General features: G+C 71.8%; 16 protein-coding genes and 1 pseudogene. 5 read left to right on the forward strand and 12 right to left on the reverse strand.

Annotated features, from left to right (window positions below):
- Window positions 1–154: 154 nt before the first annotated feature.
- Window positions 155–499, forward strand: a pseudogene (locus ACZ7M2_RS19535) (winged helix-turn-helix transcriptional regulator); the annotation flags it as partial.
- Between the two features lie 18 nt (window positions 500–517).
- Here ACZ7M2_RS19535 and ACZ7M2_RS19540 read toward each other — a convergent pair.
- From ACZ7M2_RS19540 to ACZ7M2_RS19560, 5 genes are all read right to left on the reverse strand, one after another.
- Window positions 518–844 (reverse strand): hypothetical protein, encoded by a 327-nt coding sequence (locus tag ACZ7M2_RS19540; protein WP_471596544.1) that lies wholly within the window; start codon window positions 842–844, stop codon window positions 518–520.
- 82 nt (window positions 845–926) lie between these two features.
- Window positions 927–1703, reverse strand: coding sequence for a TetR/AcrR family transcriptional regulator (locus ACZ7M2_RS19545; RefSeq protein WP_471596309.1), 777 nt, complete (start codon window positions 1701–1703; stop codon window positions 927–929).
- Window positions 1704–1732: 29 nt separating this feature from the next.
- Window positions 1733–2674 (reverse strand): SDR family NAD(P)-dependent oxidoreductase, encoded by a 942-nt coding sequence (locus ACZ7M2_RS19550; protein WP_471596310.1) that lies wholly within the window; start codon window positions 2672–2674, stop codon window positions 1733–1735.
- A 64-nt stretch (window positions 2675–2738) separates the two neighbouring features.
- Window positions 2739–3497 carry an SDR family oxidoreductase gene (locus ACZ7M2_RS19555; RefSeq protein ID WP_471596311.1) on the reverse strand — a complete coding sequence of 253 codons (759 nt, stop codon included), beginning with the start codon at window positions 3495–3497 and terminating at the stop codon, window positions 2739–2741.
- A 95-nt stretch (window positions 3498–3592) separates the two neighbouring features.
- Window positions 3593–4438: an alpha/beta fold hydrolase gene (locus tag ACZ7M2_RS19560; protein WP_471596531.1), complete on the reverse strand. Its 846-nt coding sequence runs from the start codon at window positions 4436–4438 to the stop codon at window positions 3593–3595.
- A gap of 85 nt (window positions 4439–4523) precedes the next feature.
- On the opposite strand from ACZ7M2_RS19560, the gene ACZ7M2_RS19565 reads away from it, so the two are divergent.
- The 3 genes from ACZ7M2_RS19565 to ACZ7M2_RS19575 all read left to right on the forward strand — a co-directional run bounded on the left by ACZ7M2_RS19565 (window position 4524) and on the right by ACZ7M2_RS19575 (window position 5739).
- Window positions 4524–5144 (forward strand): helix-turn-helix domain-containing protein, encoded by a 621-nt coding sequence (locus tag ACZ7M2_RS19565; protein WP_471596312.1) that lies wholly within the window; start codon window positions 4524–4526, stop codon window positions 5142–5144.
- 68 nt (window positions 5145–5212) lie between these two features.
- On the forward strand, window positions 5213–5443 hold the full coding sequence (locus ACZ7M2_RS19570) for a hypothetical protein (protein ID WP_471596313.1): 231 nt from the start codon (window positions 5213–5215) through the stop codon (window positions 5441–5443).
- A complete protein-coding gene (locus tag ACZ7M2_RS19575; protein ID WP_471596314.1) occupies window positions 5440–5739 on the forward strand; it encodes a type II toxin-antitoxin system PemK/MazF family toxin in 300 nt (99 codons plus the stop codon). Before ACZ7M2_RS19570 ends, ACZ7M2_RS19575 begins: the two co-directional genes overlap by 4 nt.
- 197 nt (window positions 5740–5936) lie before the next feature.
- Here ACZ7M2_RS19575 and ACZ7M2_RS19580 read toward each other — a convergent pair whose 3' ends face one another.
- The 7 genes from ACZ7M2_RS19580 to ACZ7M2_RS19610 all read right to left on the reverse strand — a co-directional run bounded on the left by ACZ7M2_RS19580 (window position 5937) and on the right by ACZ7M2_RS19610 (window position 14342).
- A complete protein-coding gene (locus ACZ7M2_RS19580) occupies window positions 5937–6530 on the reverse strand; it encodes a hypothetical protein (protein WP_471596315.1) in 594 nt (197 codons plus the stop codon).
- 273 nt (window positions 6531–6803) lie between these two features.
- On the reverse strand, window positions 6804–8279 hold the full coding sequence (locus ACZ7M2_RS19585; protein ID WP_471596316.1) for an aldehyde dehydrogenase family protein: 1476 nt from the start codon (window positions 8277–8279) through the stop codon (window positions 6804–6806).
- The gene (locus ACZ7M2_RS19590) at window positions 8276–10006 is read right to left on the reverse strand and encodes an N-acyl-D-amino-acid deacylase family protein (protein WP_471596317.1); all 1731 of its coding nucleotides are present in this window, start codon (window positions 10004–10006) and stop codon (window positions 8276–8278) included. Before ACZ7M2_RS19590 ends, ACZ7M2_RS19585 begins: the two co-directional genes overlap by 4 nt.
- A 13-nt stretch (window positions 10007–10019) precedes the next feature.
- Window positions 10020–11138 (reverse strand): LLM class flavin-dependent oxidoreductase, encoded by a 1119-nt coding sequence (locus ACZ7M2_RS19595; protein ID WP_079089897.1) that lies wholly within the window; start codon window positions 11136–11138, stop codon window positions 10020–10022.
- A 98-nt stretch (window positions 11139–11236) separates the two neighbouring features.
- Entirely contained in the window at window positions 11237–12013 is a 777-nt protein-coding gene (locus ACZ7M2_RS19600) for an SDR family NAD(P)-dependent oxidoreductase (RefSeq protein ID WP_352044183.1), read from the reverse strand.
- 53 nt (window positions 12014–12066) lie between these two features.
- The gene (locus ACZ7M2_RS19605) at window positions 12067–12972 is read right to left on the reverse strand and encodes a TIGR03619 family F420-dependent LLM class oxidoreductase (RefSeq protein ID WP_471596318.1); all 906 of its coding nucleotides are present in this window, start codon (window positions 12970–12972) and stop codon (window positions 12067–12069) included.
- Between the two features lie 98 nt (window positions 12973–13070).
- A complete protein-coding gene (locus tag ACZ7M2_RS19610) occupies window positions 13071–14342 on the reverse strand; it encodes an amidohydrolase family protein (RefSeq protein ID WP_471596319.1) in 1272 nt (423 codons plus the stop codon).
- Window positions 14343–14628: 286 nt separating this feature from the next.
- Between ACZ7M2_RS19610 and afsR the strand changes: the two genes are divergently transcribed.
- On the forward strand, window positions 14629–17589 hold the full coding sequence (afsR, locus tag ACZ7M2_RS19615; protein ID WP_471596320.1) for an SARP-family global regulator AfsR: 2961 nt from the start codon (window positions 14629–14631) through the stop codon (window positions 17587–17589).
- The last annotated feature ends 47 nt before the right edge of the window (window positions 17590–17636 follow it).

Below are 17636 nucleotides of genomic sequence, written 5' to 3' on the forward strand. Positions count from 1 at the left end.
ACGAAGGGTGCGGCCCTTCCGCGCGGGCCGCACCCTCACCTGGGGGGTGCGGCCCGCGCGCCCCCCAGGCCGACTCCCGAAACAGCCACGACTACGACGTACGGCGCGAGGCACTGCACCGTGACGCCTCGCGCCAGACCGGAGCGGACACACGATGACCACCCCACGACACGCTCAGCCGGCACTCCAGTGCGCACCCCCGCAGCCGGCCGGGCCCCCTCCGGCGGCCGCTCGGGCCTTCGCCCTGCTGGGCAGACGCTGGAACGGCCTGATCCTCGTGGCCCTGGCCAAAGGCCCGGCCCACTTCACGCAGGTTCGCGAGCGCGTCCCCGGCATCAGCGACCGCATGCTCGCCCAGCGCCTCCAGGAACTGACCGCGGTCGGCCTCGTCGCTCGAAACGTCCAGCCCGGCCCGTCCTCGCGAACCCATTACGCGCTCTCCCCGCACGGCAACGCCTTCCTCATCCCCCTGGCCGCCTTGCTCGTGTGGGCGGAGGACCACCTTCCGGCGAGCGGCTCACTGGCCGAGGACCAGCAGCGTCACCATGAGGACCGTCAGTACGCCCAGGCCGATTCCGCCCGCCTTCGCGCCACCCCGGGGGAGGAAGATCCCGGCGACCGTCAGCAGCGTGGTGAGTGGTACGCCGAGCTGGGCGACCAGGATGAGCGCGTTCGCGAACTCGGGTGTGCGGACGCCGTCCTGGCAGGTGTCGCAGGCGATGGCGAGAAGCGGGCCGAAGGTGGCGACCAGGCCTCCGGTGACGAGCACCAGCATCGCGAGGGCGGTCAGGCCGGCCCAGTCGAGGGGAGTGCGCCGGGACTTGGTGGTGTGGGTGTTCGCCATGCGGCCGACGTTACGGAGCGTGTCGACCGGTCGGCATCCGACGTCGTACTCAGGTCACCGTGAGGCCGTGGCCTGAGTACGGCTACTCCGGAGCCGTGTTGGAGAGGCGGTCCAGCCACTCGCCCAGGAGGGCGGACTCGCCCGGGGTGAAGTCCGGCCTCGGGGCCCGGCGGAGGAGGGCGGCGAGGTGGGTGGCGGTGGCGGGGAGTACTTCTTCCGCTCCGGCTTCTTCCGCTTCCGCTCCCGCTTCTTGCGCTCGCGCTTCCTCGTCGCCGGCGGGCGTGGTCTGCGGCCCCATCGCCTCCGGGGTGAAGACCACCGCGTGCACCGCGTCCCGGATGCGGCGCGGCAGGGTCTCGTCCGTGAAGGTCGTCGGGCGGGAGACCAGCATCAGGGACACGCCGACGTTGGCGGACATGATCATCTGAGCGGCGAGTTCGGGGGCCAGGCGCAGCTTGCCCTGTTCGGCCGCGCGCCGCAGGTCCGCGGTGAGGATGCGGTGGGACTCCAGGGCGGCGGCCGGTGGCGTACGCATCGCCGGGGAGTTCATGAGGCGGTAGAGGTTGGGGTTGCGCAGGGCGAAGTCGGTGTGGGTGTCCCAGCCGTCGCGCAGGTCCTGGATGGGGTCCGTGCCGGGCCTGCGGCTGCGCTTGGTCGTCAGGTACTTCTCGTATCCGTGGTCGACCACCGCCGACAGCAGGCCCTCCTTGTCCCCGAAGTGGCGGTAGAGGGCCGGGGCACCGACCCCCGCCGCCTCGCAGACCGCCCGGGTGGAGACGTCCCCGTCGGGGGAGTTCGCCACCAGCTCGGCCGCCACTTCGAGGATGCGCGCTTTCGTACTGCTCACGGACGTGCTCACGGTAGCGACGTTATCCGAGTCGTCCGAGGTCACGCCGTCCCCTTCCGCGCCAGGGGGGACAACAGGTCCGCCAGGCCGATCCGGGTCAGGAACTCGGCGCGGACACGGTCCGCGACCAGGCTGACCTCCTGCGATCCGTCGTCCGCCGGGTCGACGTGCACCCGGAAGGGGCGCTTCCCGTACGGGGTGTCCACCACGTCGACGATCGCGTCGGCGACCAGCGACACGTCCGCGTCGGGCGGGGTGAGGGCCGCCAGGCGTCCCGCGACCTGGTCCATCAGGCCCGCGTAGTGCTCCTCGTAGGCGGGGAGCACGGCCTGTTCGGAGGGGTGGCCGCCGCTCGCGAAGTGGTTGGTGCCCGAGGTGAACGCGCCGGGCACCACGATCGTCGTCTCGATGCCGAAGCGGGCCAGTTCGGCGGCGTACGACACGGCGAGCGCGTCCATCGCGGCCTTGGCGGCGAAGTACGGCGCCAGGTACGGCGGGGTGCCGCCGCGCGTGGAGGTGGAGCCGACCCACAGCAGCAGACCGTGGCCCTGGGCCCGCAGATGCGGCAGCGCGGCCCGGTTGACCCGCTGGGTGCCCAGCACGTTCGTGTCGTACACCGCGGCCAGTTCGGCGGGCGTGAAGGCCTCCGTCGGGCCGGTCACCATGTGCCCGGCGTTGTGGACGAGCACGTCCAGCCCGCCGGCCCCCGCCAGCACCGTGGCGATCGCCGCGTCCGCCGACTCCTGGGACAGGACGTCGAGTTCGACCGTACGGAGGTCCACCGCGTGCTCGGCGGCGTACGCCTCGGCCTCCGCGACCCGGGCCGCGTTGCGCCCGCCGGTGTCCCGCATCGCGGCGTACACCGTGTGCCCGGCGCGGGCGAGGGCACGGGCGGACAGCGCGCCGAAGCCGGATCCGGCCCCCGTGATGACGATCGTCTTGCGCGCGGCGGCGTCCATGGCCGAATTCGCGACTGACTCCATCACTGATTCCATGACTGATTCCGTGACCGAATCCATGACTGAACTCCTCGTGAGTCGTGGCGAGTTACGCGATGCCGCCGTTGGCCCGCAGCACTTGGCCGTTGACCCAGCGGCCTGCGGGACCGGCGAGGAAGGACACCACCTCGGCGATGTCCCGGGGGGTGCCGAGGCGCTCCAGCGGCGGCTGGGCCGCCATCCGCGCGATGGTCTCCTCGTCCTTGCCGTCCAGGAAGAGGGCGGTGGCGGTCGGGCCGGGGGCCACGGCGTTGACGGTGACGTCCCGGCCGCGCAGCTCGCGCGCGACGATCAGGGTCATGGCCTCGACGGCCCCCTTGGTGGCGGCGTACGCGCTGTACCCGGGGATCGCGAGCGCGAGCACGGAACTGGAGAAGTTGATGAGCGCGCCGCCCGCGCGCAGCCGTCGTGCCGCCTGCTGGTCGACGACGAACGTGCCGCGGATGTTGGTGCGGTGCATGCGGTCCAGCGCGTCGAGGTCGAGGTCGACCAGGGGCGCGAGTGCCATGACACCGGCCGCGTGGACGACGACGTCCACCCCGCCGTACGTGGATTCGGTGGCGTCGAAGAGGGCGGCCACCTCGGTCTCGTCGGCCACGTCGGCGCGGACGGCGATCGCCTCTCCGCCCGCCTCGGTGATCGCGGCGACGGTCTTGTCGGCCTCGGCCTCGCTGCCCGCGTAGTTCACGACGACGGCGTAACCGTCGGCCGCGAGGCGCTCGGCGGTCTCCCGGCCGATTCCGCGGGATCCGCCGGTGACGACGGCCACGCGGCGGGACGTTTCCGACGTGCTGGAGTGCTCGGTCATGACGATGCTCCTCGACAGGGCGGGGTAGCGAGGTTCGCCACCCGATGAGAGCAACGCTAACACTATTGCGGTAGCAGCGCTATGGACAAGCGCACTCAGCCCAGAAACGCCGCTACGGTCGCCACGAACCGCCCGGAGTCATCGAGCCAGGGGTAATGACCGGCGCCCGGCTGCACGACGAGCCGCGCGTCGGGGAACAGGCCCGCGAACTCGGCCGTCGCCCCGGGCGGGCTGTTCAGGTCGAACTCCCCGGTGAGCAGCAGGACGGGGGTTCGGCAGGCGGCGAGCGCCGCGCGGGTGGCGGGCGGGTCGAAGGCGCCCTCGGCCCCGAAGAAGGCCACGGCCTCCTCGTTGCCCGGCCGGGCGGCCTCATGATGCCGCCGCGCCACGGCGTCCCAACGGCCCCAGAAGAAGGGGGCGATGGCCTCCCAGTCACTGCCTGTCCCGGCACCGATCGCCTCCAGCGCGGCGAACGCCGCCGGGAACCACGGCTCACCCTCCCTGAGCCGTGCGCGTGCGCGCCGCGCCTCCCCCGTGACCTCGATGCCGACGGCTCGGGTGCCGGGGCCGATCAGGGCGAGCCTGCCGACGCGCTCCGGATACCGGGCCGCGTACTGCGTCGCGACGTTCGCTCCGGCGGAGTGGCCGAGCAGGTCGAACCGGGCGAGGCCGAGGTGCGCGCGCAGCGCCTCGACGTCGTCGACCAGGCGGTCGCAGCGATAGCCGGCGGTGTCGTGCGGGAGCGCGGACCGGCCGGTACCGCGCAGGTCCAGGACGGCGAGCCGGCGGTGCAGGGAGAGGCCTCCGAGGTCGCCGAGGTAGCGGGAGTCCGTGGGGCCGCCGGGGACGCAGAGGACCGGGCCGCCGCCGCCGTCTCCGCTCCCGCCTCCCATCAGGCGGTAGGCGAGGCGGGTTCCGTCAGGTGCGGTGAAGGTGGGCATGACGCGGATCCTGACAGTCATAACCGGGTTATACAACCGGGTTATGGAGACCTGGAGACACTCGACCTGGGTATATAACCGAGCTATGGCAGTCGAAGAGGACACGCGTCGCACCCCCGAGCCCCCGGCCGAGCCCCTGACCGAGGCGCAGGCCGAGCGGATGTTCGCCGACATGAACGACGTCATCCGCGCGGGCGAGGAGATGCGCCGGCTGCGCGCCGAGATGATCAGGCTCTTCGCCGACCTCGGCTGGACCCAGGACAGGATCGCCCGCCTCACCGGCATGAGTCAGCCCGCGGTGTCCAAGCAGGTCGCCAAGCACAAGGGGGACGATCCGTCGCCCCCGCCGCGCCTCTCCCTCGACGAGCACGACACCCCCTGGCTGGAGGGGCGCCTCTGGGGCCTCGCCGAGGAGATCTCCGAGACCCTCCACGACGCCGCCCACTGCACGCGGGACGTCAACGCCGTTGCCCGGGGCCGGAAACACTTCACGCCCCAGAACGTCGACGCGCTCCGGCGCCTGGTCGAGGCGGACCTGCGACTGCACCGGACCGCGCTGCCCGACGGCCACCGGCGTGCCTACGACGAGATCAGCCGCGCCCTCGACACCCCCGCCCCTTCGGCGGCCACCCCCACCGGATCCCCCTCCGCACGCCGCACCCTGGCCCGCCAGATCCAGCGCACCCGCCTCAGAGAGGAGACCTGAGCGCCCCATCAGGGCCGGTGTTTCCACCTTCGCCATACTCGCCGTCACATTGACCGCATGATGTCCACATGACGGTCAACATGACGATGAGCCTCCCCGACGAAGTGGCTGCCTTCGTGATGGCCAAAGGGAATGCCTCTGCGTACACCGCGCGGATACTGCGCCGACAAATGCTGGCCGAGGAGCTGGAGAAGTCCGCGCGGATGCGGGCCGAGGCAGGCATAGTGATCACCGCTTCGGAGCCCGCCGAAAGCGAGGACGCCACCCTGGAGCGCTGGGCGCGGGTGGCGGGCAGGTGAAGCGCGGCCACGTCTACGAGCTGTCGTTCGCCGGAGGCCCCGCGCACGCCCTGGTGATCTCCTTCGACGCCCTCAACACGCAGAACAAGACAGCCACGTGCGTACTCGTCCACCCGCAGCAGGTGCGCGAAGCGACCCTTGTCGACATTCCGGTCGACGCCCCCTCCTCGGGCACCGTCGTGCTCGGCGAGTTCCGCACCCTCTCAGCCCCCCACTTCACCGAAGAGCTGGGCCCCGTCGACGAACGGGTCATGGAGGCCGTCGAGATCGGCCTCCGGGCCGTGTGCGACCTGTAGACCCGGGCCCGGCCGGCCCGTCAGTCCTGCCGCGTTCCGGCGTTCACCGGCCTCGCTGAGGAGGACGCCGGCTAAGCGGGTCGGGCGAAGTCCGCTGCGGTTCGGCGGCGCCCTGAAGGGGCGCGGGGAACTGCGCGACCGGCCACGATGGAGCCGCGGACGATCGACGGCACCTCCCCGCACTTCCAGCGGAGCGCTCAGGTCCCCTTCGTCGCCCGAGCCCGGTCGCGGGCCCACGCGCACGCGCCTACCAGCACGGCGGCACCGGCCCCGTACACGGGCAGCCACAGGGTCGTCGTGGCTGCCAGGCAGTCGGCAACGGCCTTGCCGCTCTGGGTCACTTGTGCGTACGCCAGGGCGGCGACGTCGCTGTCGGCCAGGTTCGCCAGCGCGGCCCTCGACCGGATGGCCTCGTACCTGCCCGTCCCCTCGCACCCGCTCCGCGTGCCCGACATCGGAAACAGCCAAGCCCAGCGCTGCATCATGGGGGCCAGTGCGATCGCCACGCACAGGCCGACGACCAGCGAATACGCCACCAGCCCGCGCATGTACGCCGATCGGATGCCGGGCGTCCATGCCGGCCGTCGCTGGAAGGCGAAGATCACGGCGAGAAGCGTCACCCCGATGTACGTGGAGAACCACTGCCAGGAACCCTGCGCGAGCGCGAACGTCAGCACGGCGGCGAGTCCGATGCCGATGACCCCGGCCTGGCCGGCGGAGTCGGATCCGGCTCCGGCTCCGCCTCCGGTGGATGCGGGCCTTCGGGTTGCTTGAGGGCTGAGGTCGTTCACGGGCCTCTCCTGCGGGGTGGGGGCCATCAGCATCCGCCGCGTGGCGCCGCGGTCCCCGGCGCCATGCCGGACGGTCTCGGCACCCCCGCCCGGATGACACACCCTGCCGGTCCGGGCAGGCCCAGGGCCTGCCCGGCCGAATCAGGCCCAAGCGCTCCGCTGGAAGTGCGGGGAGGTGCCGTCGATCGTCCGCGGCTCCATCGTGGCCGGTCGCGCAGTTCCCCGCGCCCCTTCAGGGCGCCGCCGAACCGCAGCGGACTTCGCCCGACCCGCTTAGTTACCCGACGGCCACACGATCGCCTGCACCTCGCTGTACGCGTGCAGTGCGTACGACCCCACGTCCCGCCCCACCCCGCTCTTCTTGAAGCCGCCGAACGGTGCCTCCATGTTGCGGCCGACCGTGTTGACGCCCACCCCGCCCGCACGCAGCGCGCGGGCGACGCGGAAGGCGCGGGCGACGTCGCCGGACCAGACGTAGTCGATCAACCCGTAGTCGCTGTCGTTGGCGAGGGCGATGCCCTCCTCCTCGTCGTCGAAGGGGACGACCACGACGACGGGCCCGAAGATCTCCTCGCGGACCACCCGCATGTCGGGGGTGCAGTCCGCGAGGAGGGCCGGGGCGACGTAGAAGCCGCGGTCGTACGGGGGGCGCGTGCTGCCCGTGACGATCCGCGCGCCTTCCTTGCGGCCGAGTTCGACGTAGGCCTCGACCCGGTCCCGGTGGGCCGCCGAGATGACCGGCCCGACGACCGTCCCGGGCTCGCGCGGGTCCCCGACCGTCAACCGTCCCGCATACGCGGCCAGTTGCTCGACCAGGCGGTCGTGGACACCCCGCTGCGCGATCACCCGCGTCGGCGCCGTGCAGATCTGGCCGCTGTAGAAGGAGAACGTCGTGCCGATGCCGAGCACCGCCGACTCGACGTCCGCGTCGTCGAAGACGACCGCCGCGCCCTTTCCGCCCAGCTCCATCAGCTGGCGTTTCATCCCCCGCCCGCACACCTCGGCGATCCGCTGCCCCACCGCCGTCGAGCCGGTGAAGCTGACCATGTCCACGTCCTCGCAGTCCACGGCAGCCTCGCCGACCTCAGGACGCGAACCGCTCACCACGTTCACGACACCCGGCGGTACGCCCGCCGCCTCCAGGGCCTCCGCCATCCGGTACACGGACAGCGGGTCCTGCGGGGCGGGCTTCACGACCACCGTGTTGCCCATGGCCAGGGCGGGGGCGATCTTGCCTGCCGGATTGGCCCAGGGGTTGTTGTAGGACGTGACGCAGGTGACGACGCCGACCGGCTGGCGGACGGCGAGGGCGCCCATGACCGCCGCCTTCCCGAACGGCCCGGCCTCGTTGATCTGCGGTGGCAGCGGCTGCTCGACGGGCTCCACGCGCGCGTAGCGCCGGAAGCGGGCCGCGCCCACCCCCACCTGCATCCCGCGCGCCGTCCCGGTCGTGGCACCGCTCTCGGCCTGGGCGAGATCGGCGTAGGAGAGGAAGTTGCGCCGGATGATGTCCGCCGCCCGGCCGAGGAGCGCCGCGCGCTCCTCGGGGGGCGTCCGCGACCACGGTCCGAAGGCCTCCCGCGCCGCGGCGGCGGCCGCGTGCACCTGCTTCCGCGAGGCCTCCGGCGCCCTCCCGACGACACCCTCCGTCGCCGGGTCGATCACCTCGTAGTGCCCGTCGTCGGGCTCCACCCACGAGCCGCCGATGAACAGCCGCTGCTCGTCGCCCGCCCCCCGCACGTCGGTCACCTCGTACTCACCGTCTCCGTGTCCCGGCCGGAGCGCAGCACCTTCCCCGGTACTGCGCCCGTCACCACGTCCCCCCGGATCGACTCGACCCCGTTGACCCAGACCGCCGTGATGCCGATCGCCCTGGAGTCGAGCCGGGGACTTTCTCCCGGCAGGTCGTGCACCAGGGTGGCCTTGCCGGCGTCGATGCGCTCCGGGTCGAACAGCACGAGGTCCGCATGGAAGCCCTCCGCGATCCGCCCGCGTTCCCTCAGTCCGAAGAGGCGCGCCGGGTCGTCCGTGAGCATCTTCACGGCCGCCTCCAGCGTGGTCAGCTTCCGCCCGCGCAGACAGTCCCCGAGGAAACGGGTCGTGTACGGGGCCCCGCACATGCGGTCGAGATGGGCGCCCGCGTCCGAGCCGCCGAGCATGACGTCCGGGTGCTGCCAGGTCTCGGCGCGCAGCGTCCAGGAGTCGGTGTCGTTGTCGGTGGGCATGGGCCACAGCACCGTCCGCAGGTCGTCGTGCGCGCAGATCTCGACCAGGCACTCGAAGGGCTCCTGGTGGCGCCGGGCCGCGATGTCCTTCACGACCTGCCCGGTGAGGCCGTCGTTCGCCGGACTGTAGGTGTCCCCGATGACGTACCGGCCGAAGTCGGCGAGGCGGCGGAAGACGCCCGCCTCCTTGCTGTTCGCCCGGGCCAGCATCTCGGCGCGCACGGAGGAGTCCCTGAGCCGTGCGATGCGCTCCGGGACGGGCAGGGCGAGGATCGGGCCCCACCCGGGGATCAGGTTCAGCGCGCAGAACGTGCCCAGGGACATGTTCATGGGGGTGAGGATCGGCATGGTGAGGGCCACCACCCGGCCGCCCGCCTTCCGCGCCCGTTCGCTCGCGAACAGCTGCCTCGGTACCCGCTCGGGGACGGCGGCGTCGATGGTCAGCACGTTCCAGTTGAGCGGGCGGCCCGCCGCCGCGCTCATCTCGACGAACAGGTCGATCTCGTCGTCGCTGAACTGGTCGAGGCAGCCGGCGACGATCGCCTCGATCTGGGTGCCCTCGTGCTCGCCGACGGCCCTGCTCAGAGCCAGCAGCTCCGCGGGCTTCGCGTGCCGGGAGGCCACCGGTTTCCCGTCGCCGTCGGAGTGGGTGGAGGACTGGGTGGTGGACAGGCCCCAGGCGCCGGCGTCCATCGCCTCGTGGAAGAGGGCGAGCATCTGCTCCAGCTGCTCCCCGGTCGGCTGCCCGCCCACCGCGTCCGCGCCCATCACGTACCGCCGCAGCGCGCAGTGCCCCACCATGAAGCCCGCGTTGACGGCGATCCGCCCCTCCAGGGCGTCGAGGTAGTCGCCGAAGCTGTGCCAGCTCCAGGGCGCCCCTTCCTCCAGGGCGACCAGCGACATCCCCTCGACCTTGGACATCATGCGGCGGGTGTAGTCGGCGTCCTCGGGCCGTGCCGGGTTCAGCGGGGCGAGGGTGAAGCCGCAGTTGCCGCCCGCGACCGTCGCCACCCCGTGGTTCAGGGACGGGGTGGCGTACGGGTCCCAGAAGAGCTGGGCGTCGTAATGCGTGTGCGGGTCGACGAATCCGGGCGCGAGGACGAGACCGGAGGCGTCCTCGCTGGTGCGGGACGCCTCCGTGACCGTGCCGATCGCGGCGATACGGCCGTCGCGGATGCCGACGTCCGCGGTGTAGCCGGGCGCGCCCGTGCCGTCCACGACGGTCGCGCCCTTGATGACGTGGTCGAGCATGGCCGCACCCTCCTCAGACCGCTTGGCGGAAACGGGTCGTCCGGTGCACCGGATCCGTGTCGATCTTCGGGATCACGTGCTCTCCGATCAGCCGGATCGTCTGCAGGGTCTCCTCCTTCGGGACCCCGACCGGCAGCCCGAAGGAGAGCTGGTCGGCGCCCGCCTGCTCCCAGCGCTTGCACTGGGTGAGCACCTCGTCCGGGTCGCCGCAGATCAACAGCTCCTCCTCGATGAGGAGTTCGACGAACTCGGCGTTGTACTCGGGGAGCGTCTCCGGCCAGACGGGGAAGCCCTCGGGGCGCGGGAAGGTGTCGTGGTAGCGAAAGACGAGGGAGGGGAGGTAGTGCAGTCCGCCGCCGACCGCGATCCGTATCGCCTCCTCGTGCGTCGGCGCACAGATGGCGGTGGTCGTCACCATCACGTTGTCGTTGACGAAGGCCCCGACGGGCTCGGCGTCCACGATGGCGGTCTTGTACTGCTGGAGCACCCACTCCATGTCGGAGACCTTCTGCACGCTGAAGCCGAGCACGCCCAGGCCCTTGCGGGCGGCCATGGCGTACGAGGGTGGCGACCCGGCGGCGTACCACATGGCGGGGTGCGCCTTCCCGTACGGCTTGGGGAGCACCTTGCGGGGCGGGAGCTGCCAGTGCTTGCCCTGGAACCCGACGTACTCGTCCTGGAGCCACATCTTCGGGAACTCGGCGATGGTCTCTTCCCAGATCTCCTTGGTGTAGTTCATGTCGGTGATGCCGGGGAGGAAGCCGAGGATCTCGTGGCTGCCCGCGCCGCGACCGCTGCCGAACTCGAAGCGGTTCTCGCTGAGGTGGTCGAGCATGGCGACCTTCTCGGCGACCTTCACCGGGTGGTTGACCTGGGCGAGCGGGTTGAAGATGCCCGAGCCGAGGTGGATGCGGTCCGTGGCGTGGGCGAGATAGCCGAGGTAGACGTCGTTCGCCGAGAGGTGCGAGTACTCCTCCAGGAAGTGGTGCTCGGACGCCCAGGCGTATTTGAAGCCGGACTTGTCCGCCTGGATGACGTACTCGGTCTCCTCCATCAGCGCCTTGTGCTCCGCGAGCGGGTCGGTCTCGGCGCGCTTGCCCACGTATCCCTGTACAAAGAGCCCGAATTCCAAGGAGGTTCACCGTCCCCAGTAGTTTCTGACTATCCGTCAGATTGGCTTGCCGCCGACTGTTGCACCACGGGCCTGCACCGTCAATAGCTGACTGGCCGTCAGATCACGCTGACCCCCGCCAGCCACCCCCCGTCGATCACGAACGGCTGCCCGGTGATGTACGAGGAGTCCTCGGAGGTCAGGAACAGGGCGAGCCGGGCGACCTCCTCGGGCCTGCCCACCCGCCCGAGCGGCACGAGCTTGCTGTACAGCTCGTCCAGGGCCCTGGTCATCTCCTGGGGATCGGCGCTCGGGTCGAGCTGGGCCGGGTTCGACATGGGGGTGTCGACGGCGCCCGGACAGATGGCGTTGACCCGTATCCGCTGGTGCGCCAGCTCCAGCGCGGCGACCCGGGTGAGACCGAGGATGGCGTGCTTGGTCGCCGTGTACGTGCCCACGGCCGCCATCCCGGTCATCGCCGTGTACGAGGCGGTGTTGACGATCGTGCCCCCGCCGGCCGCGGCGATCTCCCCCGCTACGGTCTTGATGCCGAGGAAGCAGCCGACCTGGTTGACCTGCACGACCTGGAGGAACTCGTCCAACGGGGTGTCCACGAGGGCGTTGAAGCGCAGGATGCCCGCGTTGTTGACCAGCCCGTCGATCCGCCCGTACGCGCCCTTCACGGCGGCGACGGCGGCCGCCCAGTCGTCCTCCCGGCCCACGTCGAGGTGGACGTAGAGCGCGTCCAGCTCCTTGGCCACGTCCTCGCCCCGGTCGTCGAGCACGTCCGCGACGACGACCCTGGCACCCTCCGCGGCGAACAGCCGCGCCTCCTGCTCGCCCTGCCCGCGCGCCGCCCCGGTGACGATGACGACGCGTCCGTCCAGCTTGCCCATGCCCTGACTCCCTGATTGAGGTGAGGCGCGATCCGGTCGAGATGGGGCGCCGTCTAGTTGAGGTGGGGCGCGACGTCGGCGCCGAACGCCGTGATCTGGTCGACGAGCTCACTCAGCCCCCGCGCCCGGAACCGCACCTGGATCTGGTGCACCCCCATCGCCCGGTACGCCCGCAACGACTCGGCGACCGCCTCCGGGGCCCCGGTCACCGTGCGCCGCCCGACATGCCAGTCCGGCGTGCCGACGTACAGGGGCTCGGTGATGGCCCCGACGACGAGAGGCGCGGAGATCCCCGCCTCCTCCCTGATCCGGTACAGACGGGCGATCTGCTCCGGCAGCCGCTCGCGCGGATCGCCCTGCGGCAGCCAGCCGTCACCCCGCAGCGCGGCCCGGCGCACGGCGGCGGGCGAGGAGCCGCCCACCCACACGGGTACGCGCTCCTGCGCGGGCCGGGGCCGCTGCCCGAGCCCTTCGAAGTCGTACAGCTTCCCGTGGTGCACGGGGAACTCGTCCGCCCCCAGGGCGGCGCGCAGCGCGTCGATGGACTCGTCGAGCACCGCCCCCCGCCGCGCGAAGTCGGCGCCCACCGCCGCGAACTCCTCCTCCACATGTCCGGCGCCGACCCCGAGGATCAGCCGCCCGCCGGAGAGGTGGTCGAGGGTCGCGTACTGCTTGGCCGTGACCAGCGGATGCCGCAGCCCGACGACCGCGACATGACTGAGCAGCCGTACGCGCTCGGTCACGCCCGCGAGGTGGGCGAGGGTGGCGACGGGGTCGTACCAGATCGTGCTCATGGCGTCCGCGAGACGGCGCGGGACGGCCACGTGGTCGCAGCTCGCCACGTAGGCGAAGCCGGCACGGTCGGCGGCGCGGGCGACCGCGACGAGCTCGCCGGGACCGGCCTCCGCCTCCCAGGGTTCGGCGTAGAGGGTGCTCTGGGACTGGATCGGGAGCTGCATCCCGTAGAGCAGGAGCGAGGGGTCCGTCGGCGCCGGATTCGACGGGGACCGGTTCGATGAAGGCTCGTTCGACGGGGACCGGTTCACGGGGGACTGGTTCAACGGGGGCCTCCCGGTCCGGGCCACAGCCCGTCCTCCGTCAGCCCCAGCAGCTCGATGGCGTTGCCCCGGACGATCCGTTCCACCACGTCCGCGTCCAGGTGCCCCATCTGGGCCTCGCCGACCTCGCGGGACTTGGGCCAGGTGGAGTCGGAGTGGGGGTAGTCGGTCTCGTAGAGGACGTTCGGGACCCCGATGGCGTCGAGGTTCCTCAGTCCGAACGCGTCGTCGAAGAAGCAGCCGTAGACGTGGTCGGCGAAGAGTTCGGACGGCGGGCGGTGGACCTTGTCGGCGACGCCGCCCCAGCCGCGGTTCTCCTCCCAGACCACGTCGGCGCGCTCCAGGATGTAGGGGATCCAGCCGATCTGGCCCTCCGCGTACATGACCTTGAGGTTCGGGAAGCGTTCGAACTTGCCGCTCATCAGCCAGTCGACCATCGAGAAGCAGCAGTTGGCGAAGGTGATGGTGGAGCCGACGGCGGGCGGCGCGTCGGCCGAGGTCGACGGCATCCTGCTGCTGGAGCCGATGTGCATGGCGATGACCGTGCCGGTCTCGTCGCAGGCGGCGAGGAAGGGGTCCCAGTCGTCGGTGTGGACGGAGGGGAGTCCGAGGTGGGGCGGGATCTCGGAGAAGGCGACCGCGCGGACGCCACGGGCGGCGTTGCGGCGCACTTCCGCGGCGGCGAGTTCCGGGTCCCAGAGGGGTACGAGGGTGAGCGGGACGAGCCGGCCGTGGGCCGCCGGGCCGCACCACTCCTCCACCATCCAGTCGTTGTAGGCCCGCACTCCGAGCAGGCCCAGCTCACGGTCCTTGGCCTCGGTGAAGGTCTGGCCGCAGAAGCGCGGGAAGGTGGGGAAGCAGAGCGCGGACTGGACGTGGTTGACGTCCATGTCGGCGAGACGCTGGGGAACGTCGTACGAGCCGGGGCGCATCTGCTCGTACGTGATGATCTCCAGCCGTATCTCGTCCCTGTCGTAGCCGACGGCGGTGTCGAGGCGGGTGAGGGGCCGGTGCAGGTCCTCGTAGACCCACCAGTCGCCGATGGGTCCGTCGTCGCCGGGCCCGCCCATCACCGGGGCGAACCTGCCGCCGAGGAAGGTCATCTCCTTCAGCGGCGCGCGGACGATGCGGGGTCCGGTGTCCTGGTACTTCGCGGGGAGGCGGTCGCGCCAGACGCCGGGGGGCTCCACGGTGTGGTCGTCCACGGAGATGATCTTCGGGAACGGGGTCGTGGACGCCTGGGCGGCCTCAGTGGTCCTCGTGGTCTCCATACGGCTCACGGTAGCGCCGATCTGACGACCCGTCAGCTACCTGTGGGCCACCCGTCGACAGCCCGTCGACAACCCCTCGGCCGTCCGCTCCGCCGCCGCACGCCCCCGCACGCCTCTGGAATGGGCGACTCTGTGCGGAGATGTGCGCAGAGGTTGTGAGAGCCCTGTGATTCCCCGTGCCTCTACGGTGTGCGGGCCTGTGATCGCTGTCTCGCACGGCTGACGCATCCGCCATGAACAAGGCAAACTGGCCTCGTAGAACTGACGGTTCGGCAGGGGGACGGCGATGGACGGTGTACCGCGGGTGCCGGAGCAGCGACGTGCCGGGGAATCGGCGGCGTTGCGCTTCAGCGTGCTCGGACCGGTGCGCGCCTGGCGCGGCGAGGATTCCTTGCCCACGGGGTCCCCGCAGCAACGCGCCCTGCTGGCCGCGCTGCTGCTGCGGGAGGGCCGGACGGCCACGTCCGGCGAGCTGATCGACGCCCTCTGGGGCGAGGAGTCCCCGCCCCAGGCGCTGGCCGCCGTGCGGACGTACGCCTCCCGGCTCCGCAAGGCCCTGGACCCCGGCGTCCTGATCAGCGAGTCCGGCGGCTACGCGATCCGGCTGGCCGCGAGCGACAGCTCCCTCGACCTCGCCGAGGCCCAGGAACTCGCCGCCGACGCCGAGAAGGCCAAGCACTCCGGCGACCTGTGCTCCGCCCGCGACCTGCTGAACCGGGCGCTGGGCCTGTGGGACGGGGAGCCGCTGGCGAGCGTGCCCGGGCCGTACGCGGAGAACCAGCGGGCCCGCCTGGAGGAGTGGCGTCTCCAACTCCTCGAATCCCGCCTCGACATGGACCTGGAACAGGGCTGCCATGCGGAGGCGGTCTCCGAACTCACCGCCCTGACCGCGGCGCACCCCCTGCGCGAGCGGCTGCGCGAACTGCTGATGCTCGCCCTGTACCGCAGCGGGCGGCAGGCCGAGGCGCTCGCCGTGTACGCCGACACGCGCCGCCTCCTCGCCGACGAGCTCGGCGTGGACCCGCGCCCGGGCCTGAAGGAGCTCCAGCAGCGGATCCTCCAGGCCGACCCGGGCCTCGCGGAACCCTCGGCCCCGGCGGCCGAGCCCACCGCGACACCGGTCCGCCCGGCCCAACTCCCGGCCACCGTCACGGACTTCACCGGCCGCGCCTCCTTCGTCCAGGAACTGAGCGACGTCCTGGCCTCCGCCTCCTCCGCCGAGGGCGAGGGCCAGGTCATGGCCGTCTCGGCGCTCGCGGGCATCGGCGGCGTCGGCAAGACGACCCTCGCCGTGCACGTGGCCCACCAGGCGCGCACGTCGTTCCCCGACGGACAGCTGTACGTCGACCTTCAAGGTGCGGGCCAGCGGGCGGCGGAGCCGGAGACGGTCCTCGGCGCGTTCCTGCGTGCCCTGGGCACGGCGGACTCCTCCATCCCCGACTCCCTGGAGGAACGCTCGGCGCTCTACCGCTCGGTCCTGGACGGCCGCCGGGTCCTGGTCCTCCTGGACAACGCCCGCGACGCGGCCCAGGTCCGCCCGCTCCTGCCCGGCACGGAGGGCTGCGCGGCCCTGGTCACGTCCCGGGTGCGGATGGTGGATCTGGCGGGCGCCCACCTCGTCGACCTCGACGTGATGTCCCCGGAGGAGGCCCTCCAGCTCTTCACGAAGATCGTCGGCGAGGAGCGGGTGGCGTCGGAGCGCGAAGCGGCCCTCGACGTCGTCGCGGCCTGCGGCTTCCTCCCCCTCGCCATCCGCATCGCGGCCTCCCGGCTGGCCGCCCGCCGCACCTGGACCGTCTCGGTCCTGGCGGCGAAGCTCGGCGACGAGCGCCGCCGCCTCGACGAGCTCCAGGCCGGCGACCTCGCGGTCAAGGCCACCTTCGAACTCGGCTACGGCCAGCTGGAGCCGGCCCAGGCCCGCGCCTTCCGCCTGCTGGGCCTGGCCGACGGCCCCGACATCTCCCTGGCCGCCGCGGCCGCCGTCCTCGACCTCCCGATCGACGACACCGAGGACCTCCTCGAATCCCTCGTCGACACCTCCCTCCTGGAATCCGCCGCCCCCGGCCGCTACCGCTACCACGACCTCGTACGCCTCTACGCCCGAGCCTGCGCGGAACGCGACGAACAGCCTCCGAGCGAGCGGGACGCGGCGATGTCGCGGTTGCTGGACTTCTATCTGGCGACGGCGGCCGGGGTGTACGCGATCGAACGTCCCGGGGACCGGCTGGTGGACCATCTGGAGGCCACGGAGTACCCCGGGCTGGTGTTCGAGGATCGGCATCCGGCGCAGGACTGGCTGTACTCCGAGGCGATCTCGCTGCTGGCCTGCGTGCGTCAGTCCAGCGGCACGGACATGCTGCGGCGCGCCGTCGACCTCCTGTGGGCGTCGGTCGATCTCGCCGAGTCCGGTGCCAACTCCAAGGAGTACGAGGCGATCGCAGGGGCCGCCCGCGTCGCCTCGCAGAAAGTCGGTGATCCGCGCACTGAGGCGCGGGCCCTGACCACGCTGGCCTACGTGCACCACATCGCCGGCCGTTTCGACCTGGCCGCCCAGGAGTCAGCTCGCGCGGTGGAGCTGGCCTGTTCCGCCTCCGACCCCGTGACCGGCTACTGGTCCTCCAACATCGGCGGCGTCGTCGCGCTCTACCAGAACCGCCACGAGGACGGCGAGGAGCAACTGACCCGCGCCATCGAAGGCTTCCGCTCCTGCGACGACCGCCCCGGCGAAGCCAGCGCGCTGTGCAACCTCTCGCGCATCCACCTGGCCACCGGGCGCACCGCGAGCGCGGTCGCCCTGGCCCAGCAGGGCACGGACATGTACGACGACATGGGGCACGCTCTGAAGGGCGCCAACGGCCGCTACGCCCTCGGGCTCGCGCTCACCCAGAGCGAGCAGCACCTCCAGGCCACCGAGCGCCTCCAGGAAGCCTTGGAGGTGTTCAGAGACAGCCGCCAGCGCCTGTGGGAAGGCATGACGCTCTTCCGTCTCGCCGAGGTCGACCTCGCCGCCCGACGGCCGGCGCAGGCGGCCCCGCACGCCGAGATGGCACTGACCGTGCTGCGCGGCATCGGCGGCGAGTGGCGTCGCGGAAACGTCCTCACCGTGCTGGGGCGCGCCCTGAGCGGCATCGGCCAGAACGGCCGCGCCCAGGTCTGCTGGCGTGAATCCCTGGACATCTTCGACGCGCTGGGCTCCCCGGAAGCCGATGCCGTACGCCTTCTCCTGAACCCTCTCGCCGTCGCCTGAGAGCATGCGCCTGCACGTTCATCATTCGTTTATCGCCACCCGGCACT

It is taken from the genome of Streptomyces sp. NPDC111507 (assembly GCF_055638955.1).